The sequence below is a fragment of the Ideonella sp. FW305-24 genome (assembly GCF_058788035.1).
The window spans coordinates 53967-71957 of sequence record NZ_JBYTAI010000008.1; the positions used below are offsets into that span (position 1 = coordinate 53967).

20 protein-coding genes and 1 pseudogene are annotated in these 17991 nt (G+C 65.7%); 12 read left to right on the top strand and 9 right to left on the bottom strand.

Going from position 1 to position 17991, the window contains the following annotated elements:
* The first annotated feature begins 49 nt into the window (after positions 1-49).
* From AC3WR5_RS20960 to AC3WR5_RS20980, 5 genes are read left to right on the top strand one after another with little or no spacing between them, the layout of a single operon-like run.
* Positions 50-511, top strand: coding sequence for a hypothetical protein (locus AC3WR5_RS20960; protein WP_492486865.1), 462 nt, complete (start codon positions 50-52; stop codon positions 509-511).
* Positions 512-522: 11 nt separating this feature from the next.
* On the top strand, positions 523-1593 hold the full coding sequence (locus AC3WR5_RS20965) for a GNAT family N-acetyltransferase (protein ID WP_492486866.1): 1071 nt from the start codon (positions 523-525) through the stop codon (positions 1591-1593).
* The gene (locus AC3WR5_RS20970; protein WP_492486868.1) at positions 1577-1933 is read left to right on the top strand and encodes an ASCH domain-containing protein; all 357 of its coding nucleotides are present in this window, start codon (positions 1577-1579) and stop codon (positions 1931-1933) included. The genes AC3WR5_RS20965 and AC3WR5_RS20970 overlap by 17 nt, the downstream gene beginning before the upstream one ends.
* Position 1934: 1 nt before the next feature.
* Positions 1935-3026 (top strand): hypothetical protein, encoded by a 1092-nt coding sequence (locus AC3WR5_RS20975; protein WP_492486870.1) that lies wholly within the window; start codon positions 1935-1937, stop codon positions 3024-3026.
* Positions 3023-3577 (top strand): GNAT family N-acetyltransferase, encoded by a 555-nt coding sequence (locus tag AC3WR5_RS20980; RefSeq protein ID WP_492486872.1) that lies wholly within the window; start codon positions 3023-3025, stop codon positions 3575-3577. Before AC3WR5_RS20975 ends, AC3WR5_RS20980 begins: the two co-directional genes overlap by 4 nt.
* Positions 3578-3711: 134 nt before the next feature.
* On the opposite strand, the pseudogene AC3WR5_RS20985 reads toward AC3WR5_RS20980, so the two are convergent.
* Positions 3712-3864 (bottom strand): annotated as a pseudogene (locus tag AC3WR5_RS20985) (SDR family oxidoreductase); the annotation flags it as partial.
* Positions 3865-3987: 123 nt separating this feature from the next.
* Here AC3WR5_RS20985 and AC3WR5_RS20990 point away from each other — a divergent pair.
* Positions 3988-4239 carry a hypothetical protein gene (locus AC3WR5_RS20990; RefSeq protein ID WP_492486874.1) on the top strand — a complete coding sequence of 84 codons (252 nt, stop codon included), beginning with the start codon at positions 3988-3990 and terminating at the stop codon, positions 4237-4239.
* Positions 4240-4355: 116 nt separating this feature from the next.
* On the opposite strand, the gene AC3WR5_RS20995 is transcribed toward AC3WR5_RS20990, so the two are convergent.
* Together AC3WR5_RS20995 and AC3WR5_RS21000 are read right to left on the bottom strand one after the other, a co-directional pair.
* On the bottom strand, positions 4356-5144 hold the full coding sequence (locus tag AC3WR5_RS20995) for an SDR family NAD(P)-dependent oxidoreductase (RefSeq protein WP_492486875.1): 789 nt from the start codon (positions 5142-5144) through the stop codon (positions 4356-4358).
* Between the two features lie 126 nt (positions 5145-5270).
* Positions 5271-6209: a LysR family transcriptional regulator gene (locus AC3WR5_RS21000; protein WP_492486876.1), complete on the bottom strand. Its 939-nt coding sequence runs from the start codon at positions 6207-6209 to the stop codon at positions 5271-5273.
* A 67-nt stretch (positions 6210-6276) separates the two neighbouring features.
* On the opposite strand from AC3WR5_RS21000, the gene AC3WR5_RS21005 reads away from it, so the two are divergent.
* Positions 6277-6744, top strand: coding sequence for an ester cyclase (locus AC3WR5_RS21005; protein ID WP_492486878.1), 468 nt, complete (start codon positions 6277-6279; stop codon positions 6742-6744).
* 30 nt (positions 6745-6774) lie between these two features.
* Positions 6775-7371, top strand: a complete 597-nt coding sequence (locus tag AC3WR5_RS21010) for a flavodoxin family protein (protein ID WP_492486879.1) — start codon at positions 6775-6777, stop codon at positions 7369-7371.
* Here the strand turns inward: AC3WR5_RS21010 and pdxR are convergent.
* Positions 7347-8822, bottom strand: coding sequence for a MocR-like pyridoxine biosynthesis transcription factor PdxR (gene pdxR, locus AC3WR5_RS21015; protein ID WP_492487203.1), 1476 nt, complete (start codon positions 8820-8822; stop codon positions 7347-7349). The two genes, AC3WR5_RS21010 and pdxR, sit on opposite strands and share 25 nt — an antisense overlap.
* Positions 8823-8932: 110 nt before the next feature.
* Here pdxR and AC3WR5_RS21020 point away from each other — a divergent pair, with 110 nt between their 5' ends.
* The 3 genes from AC3WR5_RS21020 to AC3WR5_RS21030 are packed head-to-tail and all read left to right on the top strand — an operon-like array spanning position 8933 to position 11504.
* On the top strand, positions 8933-9385 hold the full coding sequence (locus AC3WR5_RS21020) for a GNAT family N-acetyltransferase (RefSeq protein ID WP_492486881.1): 453 nt from the start codon (positions 8933-8935) through the stop codon (positions 9383-9385).
* Between the two features lie 15 nt (positions 9386-9400).
* The gene (locus AC3WR5_RS21025) at positions 9401-10129 is read left to right on the top strand and encodes a GNAT family N-acetyltransferase (RefSeq protein ID WP_492486882.1); all 729 of its coding nucleotides are present in this window, start codon (positions 9401-9403) and stop codon (positions 10127-10129) included.
* Positions 10130-10187: 58 nt separating this feature from the next.
* Positions 10188-11504: an Nramp family divalent metal transporter gene (locus AC3WR5_RS21030; RefSeq protein WP_492486884.1), complete on the top strand. Its 1317-nt coding sequence runs from the start codon at positions 10188-10190 to the stop codon at positions 11502-11504.
* Positions 11505-11513: 9 nt separating this feature from the next.
* On the opposite strand, the gene AC3WR5_RS21035 is transcribed toward AC3WR5_RS21030, so the two are convergent.
* The 4 genes from AC3WR5_RS21035 to AC3WR5_RS21050 all read right to left on the bottom strand — a co-directional run bounded on the left by AC3WR5_RS21035 (position 11514) and on the right by AC3WR5_RS21050 (position 15808).
* Positions 11514-12389, bottom strand: a complete 876-nt coding sequence (locus AC3WR5_RS21035; RefSeq protein WP_492486886.1) for a helix-turn-helix domain-containing protein — start codon at positions 12387-12389, stop codon at positions 11514-11516.
* A gap of 22 nt (positions 12390-12411) precedes the next feature.
* Complete coding sequence (locus AC3WR5_RS21040; RefSeq protein WP_492486888.1) at positions 12412-12774, bottom strand: nuclear transport factor 2 family protein; 363 nt, start codon at positions 12772-12774, stop codon at positions 12412-12414.
* 102 nt (positions 12775-12876) lie between these two features.
* Positions 12877-13344, bottom strand: a complete 468-nt coding sequence (locus AC3WR5_RS21045; RefSeq protein WP_141287270.1) for a MarR family winged helix-turn-helix transcriptional regulator — start codon at positions 13342-13344, stop codon at positions 12877-12879.
* A gap of 25 nt (positions 13345-13369) precedes the next feature.
* Positions 13370-15808, bottom strand: coding sequence for a membrane-bound PQQ-dependent dehydrogenase, glucose/quinate/shikimate family (locus AC3WR5_RS21050; protein WP_492486890.1), 2439 nt, complete (start codon positions 15806-15808; stop codon positions 13370-13372).
* A gap of 175 nt (positions 15809-15983) precedes the next feature.
* On the opposite strand from AC3WR5_RS21050, the gene AC3WR5_RS21055 reads away from it, so the two are divergent.
* Positions 15984-16931, top strand: coding sequence for a M14 family metallopeptidase (locus AC3WR5_RS21055; RefSeq protein WP_492486892.1), 948 nt, complete (start codon positions 15984-15986; stop codon positions 16929-16931).
* 42 nt (positions 16932-16973) lie between these two features.
* Here AC3WR5_RS21055 and AC3WR5_RS21060 read toward each other — a convergent pair whose 3' ends face one another.
* Positions 16974-17867 (bottom strand): LysR family transcriptional regulator, encoded by an 894-nt coding sequence (locus tag AC3WR5_RS21060; RefSeq protein ID WP_492486894.1) that lies wholly within the window; start codon positions 17865-17867, stop codon positions 16974-16976.
* Between the last annotated feature and the right edge of the window lie 124 nt (positions 17868-17991).

Sequence of the window (17991 nt, forward strand, 5' to 3'; positions counted from 1 at the left end):
GGCTGTTTGTCGAGCGTGTCTACGAACAAACGGGACTCGACAAGTAGCCATGTTTCTGAGATTTGGTATTAAACTTCAACATGTGATATATTTTCCAACGCAAGCCGTAGTTCTCATAGGCATCAAGAAGAACATGCTGCACCACCTGTGCAGGAAGAGCATTGTTGTCCCTACTCCAAGCCGTAAGCAGGGAGTGCGCGGCCGTGGCGTGCATAGAGAGCACACCTTAACGAATTTAGTTTCGTTCGAGGTGGTGAAAAATCTGCGCGGGGCCTGCGTGTCGTCTTTGAAGGTGAGTGATGCAATCTGCGATATTCAAGGGAGTGGCATATCTCTTAGTTCCCTCTCCACATCAGGTATTGTGTTTTTTGAGAAATGCGTCGAGAAGTGGGGCGAAAAACGCAAAGAACCGTTCAGGATGTCTGATGGCCAGCGGGCCTTCGGCTTCATTTTGGGCCTCTCGTCCGCACGCAGCGAATTGGCCGCGGGCATTGAACGGCTAGCTGCCTAAAGCTCTGCGACGTGGAAGCCTCAGTCCTTCGCATCGAGAAATTTAAAGACATTTCTTTAGCGGACCCCTTTTTTGATAGTCTAAAAGCAGACTACCTACACTTTTCGGACTGGTTCGCATCGAAGGCCGACAAGGGAGCATTCACGTTTGTAGCTGAGGACGGCGGGCTGGATGGCTTTCTGTACTTGAAGGAAGAAGAAGGGGCGGTGACGGATGTACACCCACCACTGCCGGCTGCGCGTCGCTTAAAGATTGGAACGTTCAAAGTCAATCCGCATAGCACCCGATTAGGCGAGCGCTTTATGAAGCGTGCCTTCGACACTGCTGTTGAAGCGAACGCTGAGGCACTATATGTCACGGTCTTCGAAAAACATGAAGCGTTGGTGCAACTCTTCGGCCGCTACGGCTTCGTAAAGGCCGGCACGAAAGTGTCAGGCGGCGGTCCCGCAGAGGCTGTCTACGAGCGTCGTTTGGACAAAACCGTTGGCGACGTGGTGCTCGACTACCCTCGAATACCTTTCAAGCAGAACCGGCACTTCGTCTTGTCGATCTATCCACAATGGCATTCCCGTCTTTTGCCCGACTCGCTGCTGAAAACGGAAAGCGAATCAATTCTCAAAGATGTTTCGCATACAAACAGTATTCACAAGATCTACCTTGCTGGGATGCAGGGTATCGAACAACTGCGGCGCGGTGACACGTTGATGATCTACCGCACCGCGGAGGGTGGACCTGCATATCACACGTCCGTGGTTACCTCCCTGTGCGTCGTCGAAGAAATCACCAACATCGAGCAGTATAAGACCGAGGCCGAGTTTTTGAAGTATTGCGAGCCGTACAGCATTTTCAGCGCTGATGAGCTGAAGGTGTTCTACAAGACCAAAAAGTACCCGTGGGTCGTTCGGTTCACGTACAACCTTGCGCTCACAAAACGCCCGAACCGAGCGGCGCTGCTGGAGAGCGGGGTGATTACCAACGGCGCATACTCAGGGTTCTTTCCGCTCAAGCTCGATCAACTTCGAACCATTCTTAAGCTCTCAGGTGACTATGAAAAAGCGCGTACTCTTGTCTATTCATCCTGAGTTCGCTGACGCCATCTTCGATGGCCACAAGCACTACGAATTTCGTCGTGTCTTGTTCAAGGAGGACGTTGATGAAGTCGTTGTGTACGCGACGATGCCTGTTGCGCTAGTGATTGGCAGTTTCCAGATTGCGGACATCTACGAGGACGCACCGAAAGCACTGTGGGCGAAGACCAAAGCTGTGGCTGGCGTGACGAAGGAGAAGTTCGACAGCTACTTCAAAGACCGGACCATAGCCTTTGCGATCAAGGTAGGTGATCCTGTGCGGTTCGCTGTCCCGCAGCCTCTGTCGAAGTACCTGGCCTCGAACACTCCGCCGCAGTCTTTTTGCTACATCTGACATGGCCGACTCAACCTTCTACGGACTTTTGATGCTGGCGAGCGGTCGCGCCGGACAGCCTAGCGTGCTACCAGAAGTGCATTTGAACCTCTGGGAGAAAAAGAAAAAATGGGTTTTCGACTCGGCCTTCCTCGACATCGGACTCATGCTGGATGTGAACGACTCGGCGCAGACTTTTGAGTTTGTTCTCCCGTGGTTAATTTCTGACTCGGACATCGAAGACCTTTCGCTTCGTCTTCAGGAGAAGGGTGCGATCCCAGCGATCTTCAATGAAGGCTGGATTTGCTCGAATTCGAATGGCCGTGCCGGACATGTTACGGATCCGGTGAAGAACGAGACTTTCACTTTCGTTGAACTTGGGACTGATCTTGAGGTGAAGACGCATCATCCGAACACGAATCAAGCCCAGCAGGCGATAAGCCTTAACGTGCCAAACGTTCGGGCGAAGTCCGTATCGTCGAGCGCGTCGGCGAAGAGAATGTATGTCCGTTTTCGAGTGAAAAATGTCCCGAAGCACTTCTACCGCGTGAGTATCAACCCACGCGACCGTTTCTTCTTGAGTTCGTGGCAACGAACTGAAATCATCGACTTCAGAATGAACGTTCGTCGAGGAGTGCCTCTGGGCTTTGAGCAGAGAGTCAACGCGGCTTTCATCGACTTCAAAAAGGTCCATCTGTTCTTGATGAAATCTCGCGCTCAAGACATCGTGTTCGAAGACAAGCTGTTCAGGTCGTGCCGTTCCCTTGAAGATGAGCATTTCTGGGCTAACTACTCTCTCGCCGCCAGCCCGAACGATTGGCACAAATTTTGGAGTCGCAGGCGAGTGAAAAGCAGTCTCGGCTACCAATGGACAAGGACTATCGAGAAGGACCCAATCACTGGCAATGACATGCCAGTTTCCGAGTTCGGATCGTTAGCGCGATTCAAGAATGTTCGATTCGGTCTTGTGAAGTTTGTCATCGTTGCGGGGCTTGTCGGTGCTCTAGGAAACATGGTTTGGGATGCGGTCAAATACCGATATGACGGCTCGCCAATAGCTATTAGAGTTCAGGGGTGGCTTGCCCGTATACCTGATGAGGAGCGCTCAAAGTGAAGGTTTTCATCTCACACTCGACAATTGCCTCCGATCCAGAGCGTATGATGCAATTCGTTCGAGCCATCTCGGACGACATGGCGTTCCTGCGCGAGAGCTACCCCGGCTTTGATAAATGGCTTCTGGGCAAAGTGATTCCAGGCATCTACGCTGGCGAGCGAACCGCCGTAGTGGAGTTGCGCGACTCGGCCGTGGCTGGCTTGTTGATTGTCAAGCACTCTGACACTGAAAAGAAGCTTTGCACTTTGCGAGTGCGCCCCGATTTCGAAAGCAGGGGTCTTGGCATCCGACTGTTTGAGACGGCGTTTGATTTGTTGGAAACTGATCACCCGTTGCTTTCAGTATCTGAGCCTTCAATACCAAAGTTCTCCCGCTTGTTTAATCACTTCGCCTTTTCCAGGGAAGCTGTCTACGGCGGGCGATACCTGCCGAACGTAAACGAGTTCGTCTATAACGGTTATCTGGAGCCAGTGTTGATGTCTTGCGTTGGCGTCGGCACCCGCTACTGGCCGACACCTGCCGTCCGTTGCCCGACGCATGAGTGTCAGTAACCGCGGCGCCTCACTTTCGCGGCAACGGCTGCACGGCTATGCATTCGCCGACGCCGCATTCGATTTTTCTTAACGCCCGCAGCGGTTCGTGGACCGTCCTTCGCGATTAAGAACGCAGCTGAAGCCCAGGCCGCTCAGGCAATCGTATCGACCACCCCACCTTCCACGCGCAACGCCGCGCCGGTGGTTGCCGAAGCCTGCGGCGAGCACACATACACCACCATGTTCGCCACTTCCTCCGGCGTGGCCACGCGCTGCAGGATGGACGAGCTGCGGTGGGCTTTGACGTGCGGGCTCGTGGTCAGGTCTTGACGCTCGCAGCTTTCCGCTGGAAACGGGTGCATATTGGGTGTGAGAATTCGCCCCGTTTCGCGTCGTATCCTGTGTCATCCAACCTGGAGATCCCGCCCGTGAAGATCATGTTCTCTGCTCTGTCCCTGGCCTGCGCCGGCCTTCTGGTGTCCGCCGCCGCCCACGCTGCTGACGCCGCGCCATCGGCCGCCGACGTGGCTGCGGCCTGCAAGGCCGACGTCGACAAGTACTGCCCCGGCATCAAGCCGGGCGACGGCACGCTCAAGGCGTGCATGAAGGAGCACCGCAAGGAGCTCTCGCCCGATTGCAAGAAGGAGCTCATGGAAGCCCGCAAGGCCAAGCAGGGCTGACAGGGTTCAGGTCCAGTCAGGCTGGGCGCAGCGGCCCGGAAGGGGCGCTGCGCCTGCCGAAGGCCGCGCGGAGATCGCCTTAGAAGGCGGCGTTCGGTGAGGCCCGCCAAGGCCGCTCAAGCAATCGTATCCACCACCCCACCATCCACCCGCAAAGCCGCACCCGTGGTCGCCGAAGCCTGCGGCGAGCAGACGTAGACCACCATGTTCGCCACTTCCTCGGGCGTGGCAACACGCTGCAGGATGGACGAGCCGCGGTGCGCCTTGACGAACTCGTTGGCGATGCGCTCGGCGGTGGCCAGGTCGCCGCCCGGTGCCACCAGTTGCTGCACACCTTCGGAGAGCGTGGGGCCTGGGAGCACTGCGTTCACCGTGATGCCGGTGCCGGCCAGGCTCTTGGCCAGGCCGCGCGAGACGGCGAGGTTGCCGGTCTTGCTGAAGCCGTAATGGATCATGTCCGCCGGGATGTTCAGGCCCGATTCGGACGAGATGAAGACGATGCGGCCCCAGTTGTTCTGCTGCATGCCGGGCAGGTAGATGCGGCTGGCGCGCACGCCGGACATCACGTTGACCTCGAACATGCGCGTCCACTCTTCGTCGGGGATTTCCGCGAAGGGCTGCAGGTTGAACACGCCCACGTTGTTGACCAGGATGTCCGCATGCGGCTCGGCAGCCTTCAGCACCTCGAAGCCCGCGGCGCCGCCCAGGTCGGCCGCCACGCCGCGCACCTGGGCGCCCGGCACCGCAGCGCGCAGCTTGGCCAGGGCCTGGTCCACGTCCACCTGCTTGCGGCCGGTGACCACGACGCTGGCGCCGGCACGTGCCAGGCCGAGCGCGATGGCATAGCCAATGCCGCGGGTGGAGCCGGTGACGATGGCGGTCTTGCCGTTCAGGACGATGTTCATGGCGAATCAATTCCTTGGAGGAGGAGTGTGGTGGGCCGCTTGCCTGCTTGCTGGTTTGCTGGCTTGCGCGGCATCTGGTGGAGCGATTGAAGCACCGGCGGCCCGGGCGCAGGGCGCCCGGCGCGATCAACCCTTGAAGGTCTGAGCCTTTGGCGCCGCCAGCGCTTCTCCCACCGCCAGCACCTGCTCGCGGAACCAGCGCTGGCTGGCCAGCGCGTCGCTGCGGCGGTGCCACTGCAGCACGAAAGGCACTGCGTCCACGGCCAGTGGCGGCGGCAGCTGCACCAGCTGCTCGCCCAGGCCTGAGGCCTGCACGGCGCCCACCATCAGCGTGGCCATCAGGTCGCTGCGGGTGATGACGGCCGCTGCGGCAAAAAGCTGGGGCAGCCGCAGGGCCACGCGGCGCTGCAGGCCCTGCTCGGCCAGTTTCAGGTCCACCAGGCCCACGCCGTCGCCCTCGGGCGAGACCAGCAGGTGATCCATGGCCAGGAAGCGTTCCAGCGTGAGCCGGCGTTTGGCCTGCGCATGGCCGCGGCGCAGCACGCAGACAAATGGCTCGCTGAACATCGGCGCGGTGAGGATGCGCGGTGTGGCCGAGCCGGGCACGCCCACCGCGGCGTCGGCCTCGCCAGCGTCCAGCATGGCCACCGCGTCTTCCCGCGCGGTGAAGGCCTTCACGCGCAGTGTCACACCGGGGGCGGCCTTGGCCAGCGGCGGCACGAGGCGCGGCAGTACCACCAGGGCAGGGTGGTCCGACACCGCCAGCGTGAAGGTGGCGGTGCTGCTGGCGGGCTCGAAGGGCTGCGTGAAGGCCAGCGTCTGCTGCAGCTGCGCGAGGGCCGCTGTGATGGGCTCGGCCAGCTCGGTGGCGCGGGGCGTGGGCCGCAGGCCGGCGGCGCTGCGCACGAAGAGTTCGTCCTTCAGCAGGTGGCGCAGCCGGGCCAGCGCGGCGCTCATCGCCGGCTGGGTGCGGCCGATGCGCAGGCCGGCGCGCGTCACGCTGCGCTCGCGCATCAGCGCGTCGAAGGCCACCAGCAGGTTCAGGTCCACCGCATGAAGATCCATGCCGTGGATTTTGCTGCATACCGTTATTCGATTGGACGTCGGTGGTCTCGATTTCTACAGTGGCGCCATGCCTTCCGACATCCCCCTTTCCCCCGCCGCCGCAGTGCAGCCCAACGGCCTCAGTGCCGCCGAGCAGCGCGCCGTCGAAACCCTTTACCGCGCCTTCAACGAGCAGGACCCGGCGCTGGTCCATGAGGCCACCACGCCTGACTGGCAGGACATCCCGCTGGGCCCGGGCCAGGCGCCAGGCCCGGCCGGGCTGGGCCCTGTCATCGCCATGTTCGCCCAGGCCTTCCCGGACGTGCGCATCACGGTGCAGGAGATGTTCGGCCACCAGGGCCGCGCCGCGGTGCGCGCCCGCATCACCGGCACCCACCGCGGCGCGTTCTTCGGCATCGCGCCTACCGGCAAGCCCATCGACGTGGTGATGCACGAGGTGCACCACCTGCGAGATGGCCGGATCTCGCACACCTGGCACCTCGAAGACTGGTTCGGCATGCTGGGCCAGCTGAGTGCCTGGCCGCCCCAAGCCTGAAACCCCCGTTCCTTTCCAACGAGCAACCCCATGCCCACCATCGCACTCGTCTACTTCTCCCAAGGCGGCAGCACCCACCTGCTGGCCGAGCAGATCGCCGCTGGCGCGCGCCAGTCCGGCCAGGCCGAGCTGCGGCTGATCCGCCTGCACGGCCATCAGGTCCACGAAGGCCGCTGGCAGGACGACACCGTGCTGGCCAGGCTGAGCGAAGCCGACCTGATCGTCTTCGGCGTGCCCACCTTCATGGGCGGTCCGGCCGCCCAGTTCAAGGCCTTTGCAGACGCCACCGCCGGCCTGTGGTTCGCCCGCGCCTGGACCGGCAAGCTCGCGGCCGGCTTCACCACCAGCGGCAGCCCCAGCGGCGACAAGCTGGCCACATTGAGCTACCTCTCGGTGCTGGCCGCGCAGCACGGCATGCACTGGCTGAGCTGGGACGCACTGCCGTACCAACCCGACGGCACCAACCATCTCGGCAGCTTCCTCGGGCTGATGGGCCACAACCTGGCCAACCCCGGCGAGGCGCCAATGCTCAGCGAGGCGGATGCGCGCTCTGCCCAGCGCTTCGGTGAGCACCTGGCGCGCACGGCGCAGCGCCTGTCGCCTCAGCCGGCCGCCTTGCCCGCCTGAGCCTTCGCAATCCGTCCCAGCCGCTTCACCATCGGCCCCATCTGCTCCGCCGAGGTGTTGCCGTAGCCGATCACCAAGCCGTTGTCCTCGGGCCGCGGCTGCATTGCATAGCTGGACAGCGCACCCACGCCCAGGCCCTGGCGGCGAGCTTCGTCGACGATGGCCTGGTCGCGCAAGGCCGCAGCCAAGCGCACCGTGAGGTGCAGCCCGCCCTGGCCGCCGAGCACTTCGTGGGCCACGCCGAGCTGCATGGCCAGCGCTTCGCGCAGCGCCTGCTGGCGCTCGCGGTAGAGGCGGCGCATGCGGCCGAGGTGGCGGGCGAACTGGCCGGTTTCGATGAAGCGGGCCATGGCCAGTTGCTCCAGCCGGTGGCCGCCGCGCAGCAACTCGGCCATGGGGCCGGCGGCCGCGTCCTGCAGCGCTGCCGGCAGCACCAGGAAGCCCAGGCGCAGCGCGGGGAACATGGTCTTGCTGAAGGTGCCGATGTAGAGCACTGGCGCGTCGGGCCGCAGGCCCTGCATCGCGGCAATCGGCTCGCCCTGGTGGCGGAACTCGCTGTCGTAGTCGTCCTCGACGATCCAGGCGCCGGCCTCGGCTGCGCGCTGCAGCAGGTCCAGCCGGCGCGCGACCGAGAGCACGGCGCCGGTGGGGTACTGGTGGGCCGGCGTGGCCTGGATCAGGCGCGGTGGCGTTTCGCGCCAGGCTTGCGGCGGCACCTGCAGCCCTTGCGCGTCCACCCGCATCGGCACCAGCTTCAGGTCGCCGGCATTGAACGCGGCCCGCGCGCCGCGGTAGCCAGGGTCTTCCAGCCACGCGGTGTCGCCAGGGTTGGTGAGCAGGCGCACGCACAGCGCGAGCGCTTCCTGCGCGCCTTCGGTGACGATGACCTGCGCCGGCTCGCAGCGCACGCCGCGCGAGGCGCGCAGGTGCTGGGCCAGTGCCTCGCGCAGCGCGGGCTCGCCGAGAGGGTCGCCATAGGCGAGTGTGTTGGGCAGCGCTGCCTTCAGCACCTGCTCGTGGGCGCGCCGCCAGGCTGCGAGCGGGAACTGGGCCAGCGCCGGAATGCCGGGCGCCAGCGGCAGCGGGCCAGGCGCCGCACCGCGCGTGGGCTGCAGCCTGGACAGGCGCTGCGCCGTTTGCGTGGCCGCCAGCGCGGCGGGCGCGTGCTTCGCCTTGGCCGCCGGGCGGCCTTGCAGCGCCGCCACCCGCGTGCCTTGCGTGTCGGCCACCACAAAGCCTTCGGCCGCCAGTTGCTCATAGGCGATCAACACCGTGTTGCGCGCCACGCCCAGCGATTCGCTCAGCGCGCGAGAGGACGGCAGCTTGCCGCCGGCCGGCAACTCACCGGCCAGGATGGCCTGCTTCAGGCGCTGGGTCAGCTGGGTCTGGCGCGGTGCTGCGCCTGGGCCTTTTGCCAATGGGCCGGCGAGCAGTGGAGCGTCCAGGGTCATCGGAATCATGGGAAGTCGTGGTTCCATCAGAAGCTGACGGCGTGGTACTTTTCATGATGCCACGATGCGCCTATCGTCCAGGCTTCCACCGACTGCATTCGCAGACCCGCATGACTGCCACCACCCTGCAGGTCCGGCCGCTGGCCGAGACCGATTTCGATGCCTGGCTGCCGCTGTGGCGCGGCTACCAGGCCTTCTACAAGACCGACATCCCGCTGGCGACCACGCAGACCACCTTCGCCCGTTTCCTGCACCCGGCCGAGCCGATGTTTGCGGGCCTGGCCGAGCTGCACGGCCGGGTCGTCGGCCTGGTCCACTGCATCCGCCACCGCAGCTGCTGGACGGTTGGCGACTACTGCTACCTGCAGGATCTGTTCGTCGACCCGGAAGTGCGCGGCGCCGGCGTGGGCCGCGCGCTGATCGAGTGGGCTTATGCCCAGGCCGCGGCCGCAGGCTGCTCGCGCGTGCATTGGCTCACGCACGAGACCAACAGCGAAGCGATGAAGCTTTACGACCGCATCGCCAGCAAGCCTGGCTTCGTGCAATACCGCCACCTGCTCTGACCCACCGAGACGACCATGACCCAGGACCTGCACTTCAACGAACACGGCCAACCGGTCGGCGCCAAGCTCGAAGGCTGGCAGCCGCGCGCGCTGCCACCGCGCACGCCGCTGGCGGGCCACTGGTGCCGCCTGGAGCCGCTCAGCGTGGCCAGGCATGCCGAGGCGCTTTACGCCGCCTACAGCGTGCAGGCAGACGGTCGCGACTGGACCTACATGCCGGCTGGCCCGTTCCCTTCGATGGCTGCGCTCACCGAGTACCTCACCAAGGCCGAAGCCTCGGCCGACCCGTTGCATCACACCATCATCGACAACGCCACCGGCCAGGCCGTCGGCACGCTGGCGCTGATGCGCATCGACCCGGCCAATGGCGTGATCGAGGTCGGCGCCGTGGCCTATTCGCGGCTGGTGCAGCGCACGCCCATGGGCACCGAAGCCCAGTTCCTGCTGATGCAGCGTGTCTTCGACGAACTCGGCTACCGTCGCTACGAGTGGAAATGCAACGCGCTGAACGCGCCTTCGCGCCGTGCGGCAGAACGCTACGGCTTCCAGTTCGAAGGCATCTTCCGCCAGGCTGCCGTCATGAAGGGACGCAGCCGCGACACCGCCTGGTTCGCCATGCTGGACCACGAGTGGCCAGCGATCCGCCTAGCGTTCCAGCAATGGCTGTCCCCGGAGAACTTCGACGCGAAGGGGCAGCAACGCAGCCAGCTGGGTGAACTGGTGAGGGTCGCGTTGGGCCGCTGACACGGCGCATGCTTGGGTAGCAGTGCAACTGCCGGCCGCGTCGCCGAGAATCGGCGGCATGTTTGGTCTGCCCACCACCGCCACTGCGCCGTTTTGTCCGTCCGAGGTTCGCGGCTCGGTGGATGTTTCCTCCTCGCAGCCGCTGTGGAAGCGGCTGGCGAAGGTGGCGGGGCCGGGGTTGCTGGTGTCGGTCGGCTACATGGACCCGGGCAACTGGGCGACCGACATCGAGGCGGGCTCGCGCTTCGGGCCGGCGCTGCTGTGGGTGGTCGTGCTGTCCAGCGTGGCGGCGATGCTGCTGCAGACGCTCGCGCTGCGCCTCGGGCTGGTCACCGGGCTGGACCTGGCGCAGGCCTGCCGGGCGCGCTACCGGCCGGCGGTGAACCGGGCGCTGTGGGTCATGGCCGAGCTGGCCATCGTCGCGTGTGACGTGGCGGAGGTGCTGGGCACGGCGCTGGCACTGCACCTGCTGTTCGGCATGTCCTTGCTGGCCGGCATTGCCGTCACGGCGCTGGACACGCTGTTCGTGCTGGGCCTGAAGGGCCGCGGCTTCCGGCAGGTCGAGGCCATCGTGCTGGGGCTGGTGATGACCATCGGCGTGTGCTTCCTGGTGCAGATCGTCCTGGTCCGCCCGGACTGGCATGCCGTGGCGCAAGGCCTGGTCCCGACCAACCTGGTGCTGCACGACCCGCGGGCGCTGATGCTGGCAGTCGGCATCCTCGGCGCCACGGTGATGCCGCACAACCTCTACCTGCATTCGTCCATCGTGCAGACGCGCCACTTCGCGCCCGACGACAAGGCCAAGCGCGAGGCGATCCGGCTGTCCACCTGGGACACGGTGATCTCGCTGACGCTTGCGCTGCTGGTCAACGGCGCCATCCTGACGCTGGCCGCGTCGGCCTTCCATGCCAAGGGCCAGACCGAGGTCACCGAGATCCAGCAGGCCTATCACCTGCTGGATCCGCTGGTGGGTGCGTCCATTGCCTCGGTACTGTTCGGCGTGGCGCTGCTGGCCGCGGGCCAGAGCTCCACCTTCACTGGCACCATCGCCGGCCAGGTCATCATGGAAGGTTTCCTGCGGCTGAAGATTCCGTGCTGGCAGCGACGCCTGGCCACGCGCATGCTCGCGCTGGTGCCGGCGTTTTTCGGGGTGCTGTGGCTGGGCGAGGCGGGTGTGGGGACCATGCTGGTCGGCAGCCAGGTGGTGCTGAGCCTGCAGCTGCCGTTTGCCATCTGGCCGCTGCTGCGCCTGAATGGGGACGCGAAATTGATGGGCCGCTTCCAGCTGCGCGGGCCGATGAAGGCCGCGGCCTGGGCGCTGCTCGCGCTGATCTGCGTGGCCAATGTGGCGCTGCTGCGCGAACTGGTCGGCTGAAGAGGTGCCTTAGTTCGCTGCGAGCGGAATCGCGTAGTGCATGGTCGATGCGTGCGAGTCGGCCGCATAGTCGGCGCCATAGAACTCCAGGTCGCAGCCGCCGGCGTGCCGCTCGCCGGACCGCAGCAGCCAGCTCGAATAGATGTAGTTGACCGTCTGGTCCAGCCCTGCGGGCAGGCCGCGGTGCGTGAAGCGCGCGTAGCGGGCCGCGGGAATGCGCAGGCTGGCCAGCCCCTTGCCCAGCGGCCCGACGTGTGTGACCGGCGCCGCGGCCCAGTACACCAGCTCGTCGGACTGGGCCGAGGTCTGCTGGACTACGCCGTGGCAGCTGCCGACGATGCGGTTCGGCACGTCGGCCAGCAGTGGCAGGAACGCAGCCCACAAGGCAGGCAGCTTGCTGGCCACGTTGTTCTTCTCGGAGTCCATGCCATGAAACTTCGTGTTCAGGCCGACCAGTTGCATCTCGCCGTGTTCGATGAACTCGGGTTCCAGCGACACATTGGCATGGATGTGCCGCAGGTAGTCCTCGTCGAACCGGACCTTGCGCAGGAAGGCCAGCGCGCCGGCATGCCGGCGGTAGTGCGCTGGCGTGACGCTGAACGCCTTCTTGAACGCCCGCGTGAAGCTCTCCTGCGATTCGAAGCCCGATGCCAGCGCAATGTCCAGCACCCGTTCCTGCGTGTTGGCCAGTGCTTCCAGGGCCTGCGAGAAGCGGCGCGAGCGGATGTAGGTCTTCAGGGTCTCGCTGGTCAGTGCCTTGAAGATGCGCTGGTAATGCCACTGGCTGAGGCCGGCGTGGCGCGCCACATCGGCCGGGTCCACGTCCCCGTCCAGATGGGCTTCGATGTAGTCGATGCCGCGCTGCACCTGAGCGAGGTAGTTCATCGCCGGCCTCTTCGTGTGTCGCTCATTGGGTGGGCACTTCGAAGAACCCGGTCATCGCTACCAGCGCACCCTGGCCGTCGTATTGGCCAAAGCTCACGCCGTCGCCCAGCACCTTGCCATCGCCATCGACCATGTGCCATTTGGCAACGCTGGCATCGTGGTGCGCCAGGAAGCTGGTGGTGACGAAATGGCCACCGGGAACTTGCTTGTGGAAGTCCAGCATGTAGTCGATCAGTTCGCGGTGACCGCGGGCCGTGACCAGTGGGTCCTGGTAGACGCAGGCTGGCGCAACGCTTTGCGCCAGCGCTGCGGCCTTGGCATCGGCCGAGGCTTCGCGCCAGGCATTGGTGTAGGTTTCCCAGGTGGTCTGTCTGGCGTCGCGCATGTCGTTTCCTCGGGTGGGTTGCAGAAGGCCGCAAGCCTACCGAGCGGGTGCGAAACGCTTTTGATATTTTGTGCGAACCCTTTCAAGGGCGATGGCAGCGGGCTACACCCTGCGGTGCTTCGCCAGCTTCTGCAGCAGCTCCAGCAGCATCACCCGCTCACCGGCGCTGAGGTGGCGCAGCAGGTCCTGCTCCATCGTCAAGGACACTTCGTGTGCCTTCGCTGCCAGCACTTCGCCGGCAGCCGTCAGGTGCACGTTCTGCGCGCGCCGGTCGGTCTCGCTGCGCACCCGCGCCAGCAGGCCTTTTTCGCTGAGCTTGTCCAACATCAAGGTGATGTTGGCGGCGGTGACGGCCAGCGTCTGCGCGAGCTGCTTGCCGTTGATGCCCGGATTGAATTTCACCAGCACCAGGGTCGTGAACTCCACCGGCCGCAGGCCGAACGGTTCTGCAATGCGCTTGAAGAAGATCTTCTTCAGCGGAATGTCCGCCTGGGCCAGCTGATAGCCCAGCAGGTGGGCGAGGCAGGTTTGGTCGACGCCGGGGGCGTGTGGTTCGGGGGCGGAGGACATCCGGGCAGTGTAGTGAGCGCCGTGGTCAGTGCGAGAGCGAATAGGCCACCACGTAGTCGCCCCGTTCCGGTGACTGGCGTGCGCCGCCGGCCGAGATCAGCACGTATTGCCTGCCTGTCTTCGGCGAGCGGTAGGTGATGGGCGTGCCCTGGCTGCCGACCGGCAAGCGGGCCTTCCAGAGCTCCTGGCCGTTGCCGCTGTCGAAGGCGCGCAGGTAGAAGTCCTGCGTGGCGGCGAAGAAGACCAGGCCGCCCTGGGTTGTCAGCGAGCCGCCGATGGTCGGCATGCCCACCGGCATCGGCAGGCCCAGCCGCACGCCGTGCAGCACCGAGTCGCGCACGGTGCCCAGCGGCACTTCCCAGGCCACCTGGCGGGTGTCCAGGTTGACGGCGGTCAGCGAGCCGAAAGGCGGCTTCTGGCACGGGATGCCGATGGGCGAGAAGAAGCGGTCCTTGACCACCGAATACGGCGTGCCCTTGAGCGGCACCGCGCCCATGCCGGCGTTCACCGCTTCGGCCCCTGCAGGCGCCGAAGCGCCGCCGCTGGCCGGCTGCTGCGGCACCATGCGCACCCACAGGCCCAGGCGCATGTCGTTGGCGTAGATGGTGTTGGTCGTCGGGTCGATCGACAGGCCGCCCCAGTTCATGCCGCCCAGCGAGCCGGGGAAGCTGAGCGAGGTGTCGGTGTCGGGCGCGGTGTAGAGGCCTTCGTAGCGCATGCCGCGGAAGGCAATGCGGCACATCAGCTGGTCGAACGGCGTGGCGCCCCACATGTCGGCTTCGGTCAGCGTCTGCGCGCCGATCTGCGGCATGCCGACCGACACCGGCTGCGTCAGTGCATAGGGCTCGCCGGGAATGCCGGCCGGCTTCACGGGGGTCTCGATGACATTGGTCAGCGGCTTGCCGGTGGCGCGTTCCAGCACGTAGAGCTGGCCGGCCTTGGTGCCGAAGACCAGTGCCGGCACGGTGCCGCCTTCGGTCTTCTTGAAGTCGAAGAAGGTGGGCTGCATCGGTACGTCGAAATCCCAGAGGTCGTTGTGCACCGTCTGGAACAGCCAGCGCTGCTGGCCGGTGGTCGCGTCCACCGCCAGCATGGAGGCGCCGAATTGATGGTCGCGCTCGGTGCGCTTGGGGCCCCAGAGGTCGATGGCGGCGCTGCCGGTGGGCATGAACACGGTGTTCAGCGCCGGGTCGTAGGACATGGGCGCCCAGACGTTGGGTGTCGAGCGGGTGTAGGTCTTGCCGGGTGCGGGCGCCTGCTTGTCGTCCGGGTTGCCGGGGTCGAAGGCCCAGCGCAGCGCACCGGTGATGACGTCGTAGCCACGCGCCACGCCGCCGGGCATGTCCAGCGCCACGTTGTCCGCCACCCGCCCGCCGACGACCACGGTGGTGCCCGCCATCGTCGGCGCCGAGGTCAGCGCGTACAGCGGGTCCGGCGCGTCGCCCATGCCTTCGCGCAGGTCCACGCGGCCGTTGCGGCCGAAGTCCGGGCAGAAGTTGCCGGTGTCGGCGTCCAGCGCAATCAGCTCGTCGGTGATGGTGTTCATCAGGATGCGCCGCTGGCACGGCGCGCCCTCCGCCACCAGGGCCGGCGGCACCGGGCTGGCGCTGGGGTCGGCCGGCTGCAGCAGCGGCTGGTTGGCGTCGAAATACGCAAGCCCGCGGCAGCGCATCCAGACCTTGGCATGGGCGTCGATCACGCGCTTCCACTTCTCCGCGCCGGTGTCGCCGTCCAGTGCGATCACGTTGTTGTGCGGCGTGCAGAGGTAGACGGTGTTGCCGATCTGCAGCGGCGTGAGCTGGTCCTCCGCGCCATTGCCGTCCGACTGCGGCACGTCGCCGGTGCGGTAGGTCCAGGCCACGGTGAGATCGCCCACGTTCTGGCGGTTGATCTGGTCCAGCGCACCAAAGCGGTCCCCACCCGGGCCGTTGCCGTAGTGCGACCAGTTGGCGACCGCGCTTTCGGCGGGGGCCGGCACCTGGCCGGAGGCAATGGTGGTGTGGTGGATGCCATGCGGCTGGAACATGCCCCAGACCGTACCCAACAGGCCGGCCAGCAGCAGTGCCGACAGGCCCAGGAACATGCCGGTGCGCGGCGCAAGCGCCGCGCGGCGCCGCAGCGCCGGCTGCACCAGCAGCATGAGCAGCAGCAGGCCGGCGAAGGTGAAGAGGCGCGCATGCAGGGCCCAGAAGTCCAGCCCGGCTTCCCACAACGCCCAGCCCACGGTGGCGGCAAATGCCAGCCCGTAGACCACCAGCGCCGAGCGCTTGCCGCGCGTCAGCAGCGCGCCCGAAACCACCAGTGCCAGCCCCATGGCCAGGTAGTAGGCGCTGCCCGCCCTGGCGATCAGCATGGCGCCGCCAGCGGCCAGCGCGAGGCCGATCAGGACCAGCAGCCCGCCCAGTGCGGCCGCCGGCCAGGGTGTGGTGCTTGGCGTGGGGGTGAAGGTTCCGGAGTGGCGCATGGGCTTCCCTGTGAGCAGAAGAGGTGCCGGCATGCGCAAGGGCCACTGCCGCCTGGCAGCAACTGCGCAGCAGGGCCAGTGTAGAAGCGCGGGGAATTCGCCTCGGGCCAAGGGGCTTGGCAGTGCCGTGCCGCGGTGTATCGTGCGCGGCATCGCCAAAATCAGGGTGGCATTCGTGAGCATCTCCCCGTCAAGCACGCCGTATCCCATCGGCACGCCAGGCACCCCCTGGGCTGCCGCTGAAAGAGCCGCCTGGCTCGCCCGCCAGCCGCTGCAGCGGGTCTATGCCGAAGAGGTCGTGGCGCCCCTCAAGGCCCTCGCCGCTGGCCTGCCGGCACAGGCCGAGCTGTTCCAGTACGGCACGCTGGACTACACGCGCCTGGGCCTGGCCAGCTACCCGCTGTGGGCGGTGCGAAGCCGTGCATGGCGCGCCGATCATCCGGTCGTGCTGGTCACCGGGGGCGTGCACGGCTACGAGACCAGCGGTGTGCAGGGCGCGCTGCTGTGGCTGGAACACGAGTTCGGCCGTCATGCCCAAGGCCTGAACCTGCTGGTGCTGCCGTGCATCAGCCCCTGGGGCTACGAGACCATCAACCGCTGGAATCCCGATGCCTTGGACCCGAACCGGCAGTTCAAGCCGGCCAGCCCGGCGGCAGAGTCGGCGCTGGCCATGGCCTGCGTGGCTGCCAACTGCACCCGCGTCGACCTGCACGTGGATCTGCATGAAACCACCGACACCGACAACAGCGAGTTCGGGCCCGCCAAGGCCGCGCGCGACGGCGTCGCGTTCGACTGGCACGCCATCCCCGACGGCTTCTACCTGGTGGGCGACACTGAGCGCCCAGCGCCCGAGTTCCAGCGTGCGCTGATCGAGGCCGTCCGCCCTGTGACCCACATCGCCGAGGCCGACGAACACGGCTGCATCATCGGCGAGCCGCTGCAGCAGGCCGGCGTCATCAACTACCCCAAGCGCGCGCTCGGCCTGTGCGGCGGCATGACCGCTGCCCGCCTGGTCACCACCACCGAGGTCTACCCCGACAGCCCCACGGCCAGCCCCGCCCAGTGCAACCAGGCGCAGGCCGCGACGGTCACTGCGGCGATTGCGTATTTGCAGCGGGTTTGAGGGCGTCTCGGGCGGCTGTCGTGCGCTTCGGCGTTGGTGCCCTCAGTTCGCCCCGGCCATGCGCTCGGCCAGCCAGTCCACGAACACCCGCACGCGGGACGACAGCTGGCGCGCATGCGGGTACAGCACCGAGACCGGCATGGGCGCAGGCCGCAGCTCGGGGAAGACCTCCACCAGTTCGCCGCTGAGCAGTTGGGCCTCGACGTGATAGCGCGGCACCTGGACAAACCCCAGGCCGGCGAGGCAGCAGGCTGAATAGGCGTAGGCGCTGCTGACGGTGACCGGGCCGCGCAGCATCAGGCTGCGCTTCTCGCCGTCCACCAGGAAGTCGAAGGGCAGCACGCGGCCGCTGCTGCCGGCGTAGTTCACCGCATCGTGCTTGCGGAACTCGTCCAGCGTCTGCGGCGTGCCGCGCCGCGCGAGGTAGCTGCTGCTGGCGCAGGTGACCAGGCCGAGCAGCGCAACCCGCCGGCCCACCATGGAAGAGTCCTTGGGTTCGCCGGAGCGCAGCACGCAGTCGATGCCTTCGCGCACCAGGTCCACCATCCGGTCGCCCAGGCCGATCTCCAGCTCGATGTCCGGGTAGCGCGCGTGGAACTCGCCCAGGTGCGGCAGCACGAAATGCAGCGCCTGCGTGCCCTGCAGGTCCACGCGCAGCTTGCCCTTGGGCCGCAGCTGGGCGCTGCGGAACAGGTCCTCGCTGTCTCCCACGTCCTGCAGGATCTGCTGGCAGCGCAGGTAGTAGGCCTCGCCGTCCAGCGTGGCGCTGACGTGCCGGGTGGTGCGGTTCAGCAGGCGCACGCCCAGCCGCAGCTCCAGCTGCTGCAGCGCCAGGCTGACCGAGGCACGCGGCAATTGCAGTTCATCCGCCGCCTTGGTGAAGCTGCCCAGGTCGACGATGCGCACGAACAGGTGCATCGCATCCAGCCGGTCCATGCGAGCGCTCCATTTGTTTAGCTGTACTGGATTGTGAAGGATGGAATGGCTAATTTATCCGAACCGAATCGAACAATACATTGGCGGTACGGGATCAGACCACGGTCCTGCCCAGCCAACCGAC

Excerpts from the sequence above, each read along its gene's own strand:
- AC3WR5_RS21000 (WP_492486876.1), bottom strand. The coding sequence starts at position 6,209 with ATGGATCTTCATGCGGTGGACCTGAACCTGCTGGTGGCCTTCGACGCG.
- AC3WR5_RS21005 (WP_492486878.1), top strand. The coding sequence starts at position 6,277 with ATGCCTTCCGACATCCCCCTTTCCCCCGCCGCCGCAGTGCAGCCCAAC.
- AC3WR5_RS21035 (WP_492486886.1), bottom strand. The coding sequence starts at position 12,389 with ATGAACTACCTCGCTCAGGTGCAGCGCGGCATCGACTACATCGAAGCC.
- AC3WR5_RS20975 (WP_492486870.1), top strand. The coding sequence starts at position 1,935 with ATGGCCGACTCAACCTTCTACGGACTTTTGATGCTGGCGAGCGGTCGC.
- pdxR (WP_492487203.1), bottom strand. The coding sequence starts at position 8,822 with ATGACCCTGGACGCTCCACTGCTCGCCGGCCCATTGGCAAAAGGCCCA.
- AC3WR5_RS21040 (WP_492486888.1), bottom strand. The coding sequence starts at position 12,774 with ATGCGCGACGCCAGACAGACCACCTGGGAAACCTACACCAATGCCTGG.
- AC3WR5_RS21025 (WP_492486882.1), top strand. The coding sequence starts at position 9,401 with ATGACCCAGGACCTGCACTTCAACGAACACGGCCAACCGGTCGGCGCC.
- AC3WR5_RS21045 (WP_141287270.1), bottom strand. The coding sequence starts at position 13,344 with ATGTCCTCCGCCCCCGAACCACACGCCCCCGGCGTCGACCAAACCTGC.
- AC3WR5_RS21010 (WP_492486879.1), top strand. The coding sequence starts at position 6,775 with ATGCCCACCATCGCACTCGTCTACTTCTCCCAAGGCGGCAGCACCCAC.
- AC3WR5_RS20960 (WP_492486865.1), top strand. The coding sequence starts at position 50 with ATGTTTCTGAGATTTGGTATTAAACTTCAACATGTGATATATTTTCCA.
- AC3WR5_RS21020 (WP_492486881.1), top strand. The coding sequence starts at position 8,933 with ATGACTGCCACCACCCTGCAGGTCCGGCCGCTGGCCGAGACCGATTTC.
- AC3WR5_RS20995 (WP_492486875.1), bottom strand. The coding sequence starts at position 5,144 with ATGAACATCGTCCTGAACGGCAAGACCGCCATCGTCACCGGCTCCACC.
- AC3WR5_RS21050 (WP_492486890.1), bottom strand. The coding sequence starts at position 15,808 with ATGCGCCACTCCGGAACCTTCACCCCCACGCCAAGCACCACACCCTGG.
- AC3WR5_RS21060 (WP_492486894.1), bottom strand. The coding sequence starts at position 17,867 with ATGGACCGGCTGGATGCGATGCACCTGTTCGTGCGCATCGTCGACCTG.
- AC3WR5_RS21030 (WP_492486884.1), top strand. The coding sequence starts at position 10,188 with ATGTTTGGTCTGCCCACCACCGCCACTGCGCCGTTTTGTCCGTCCGAG.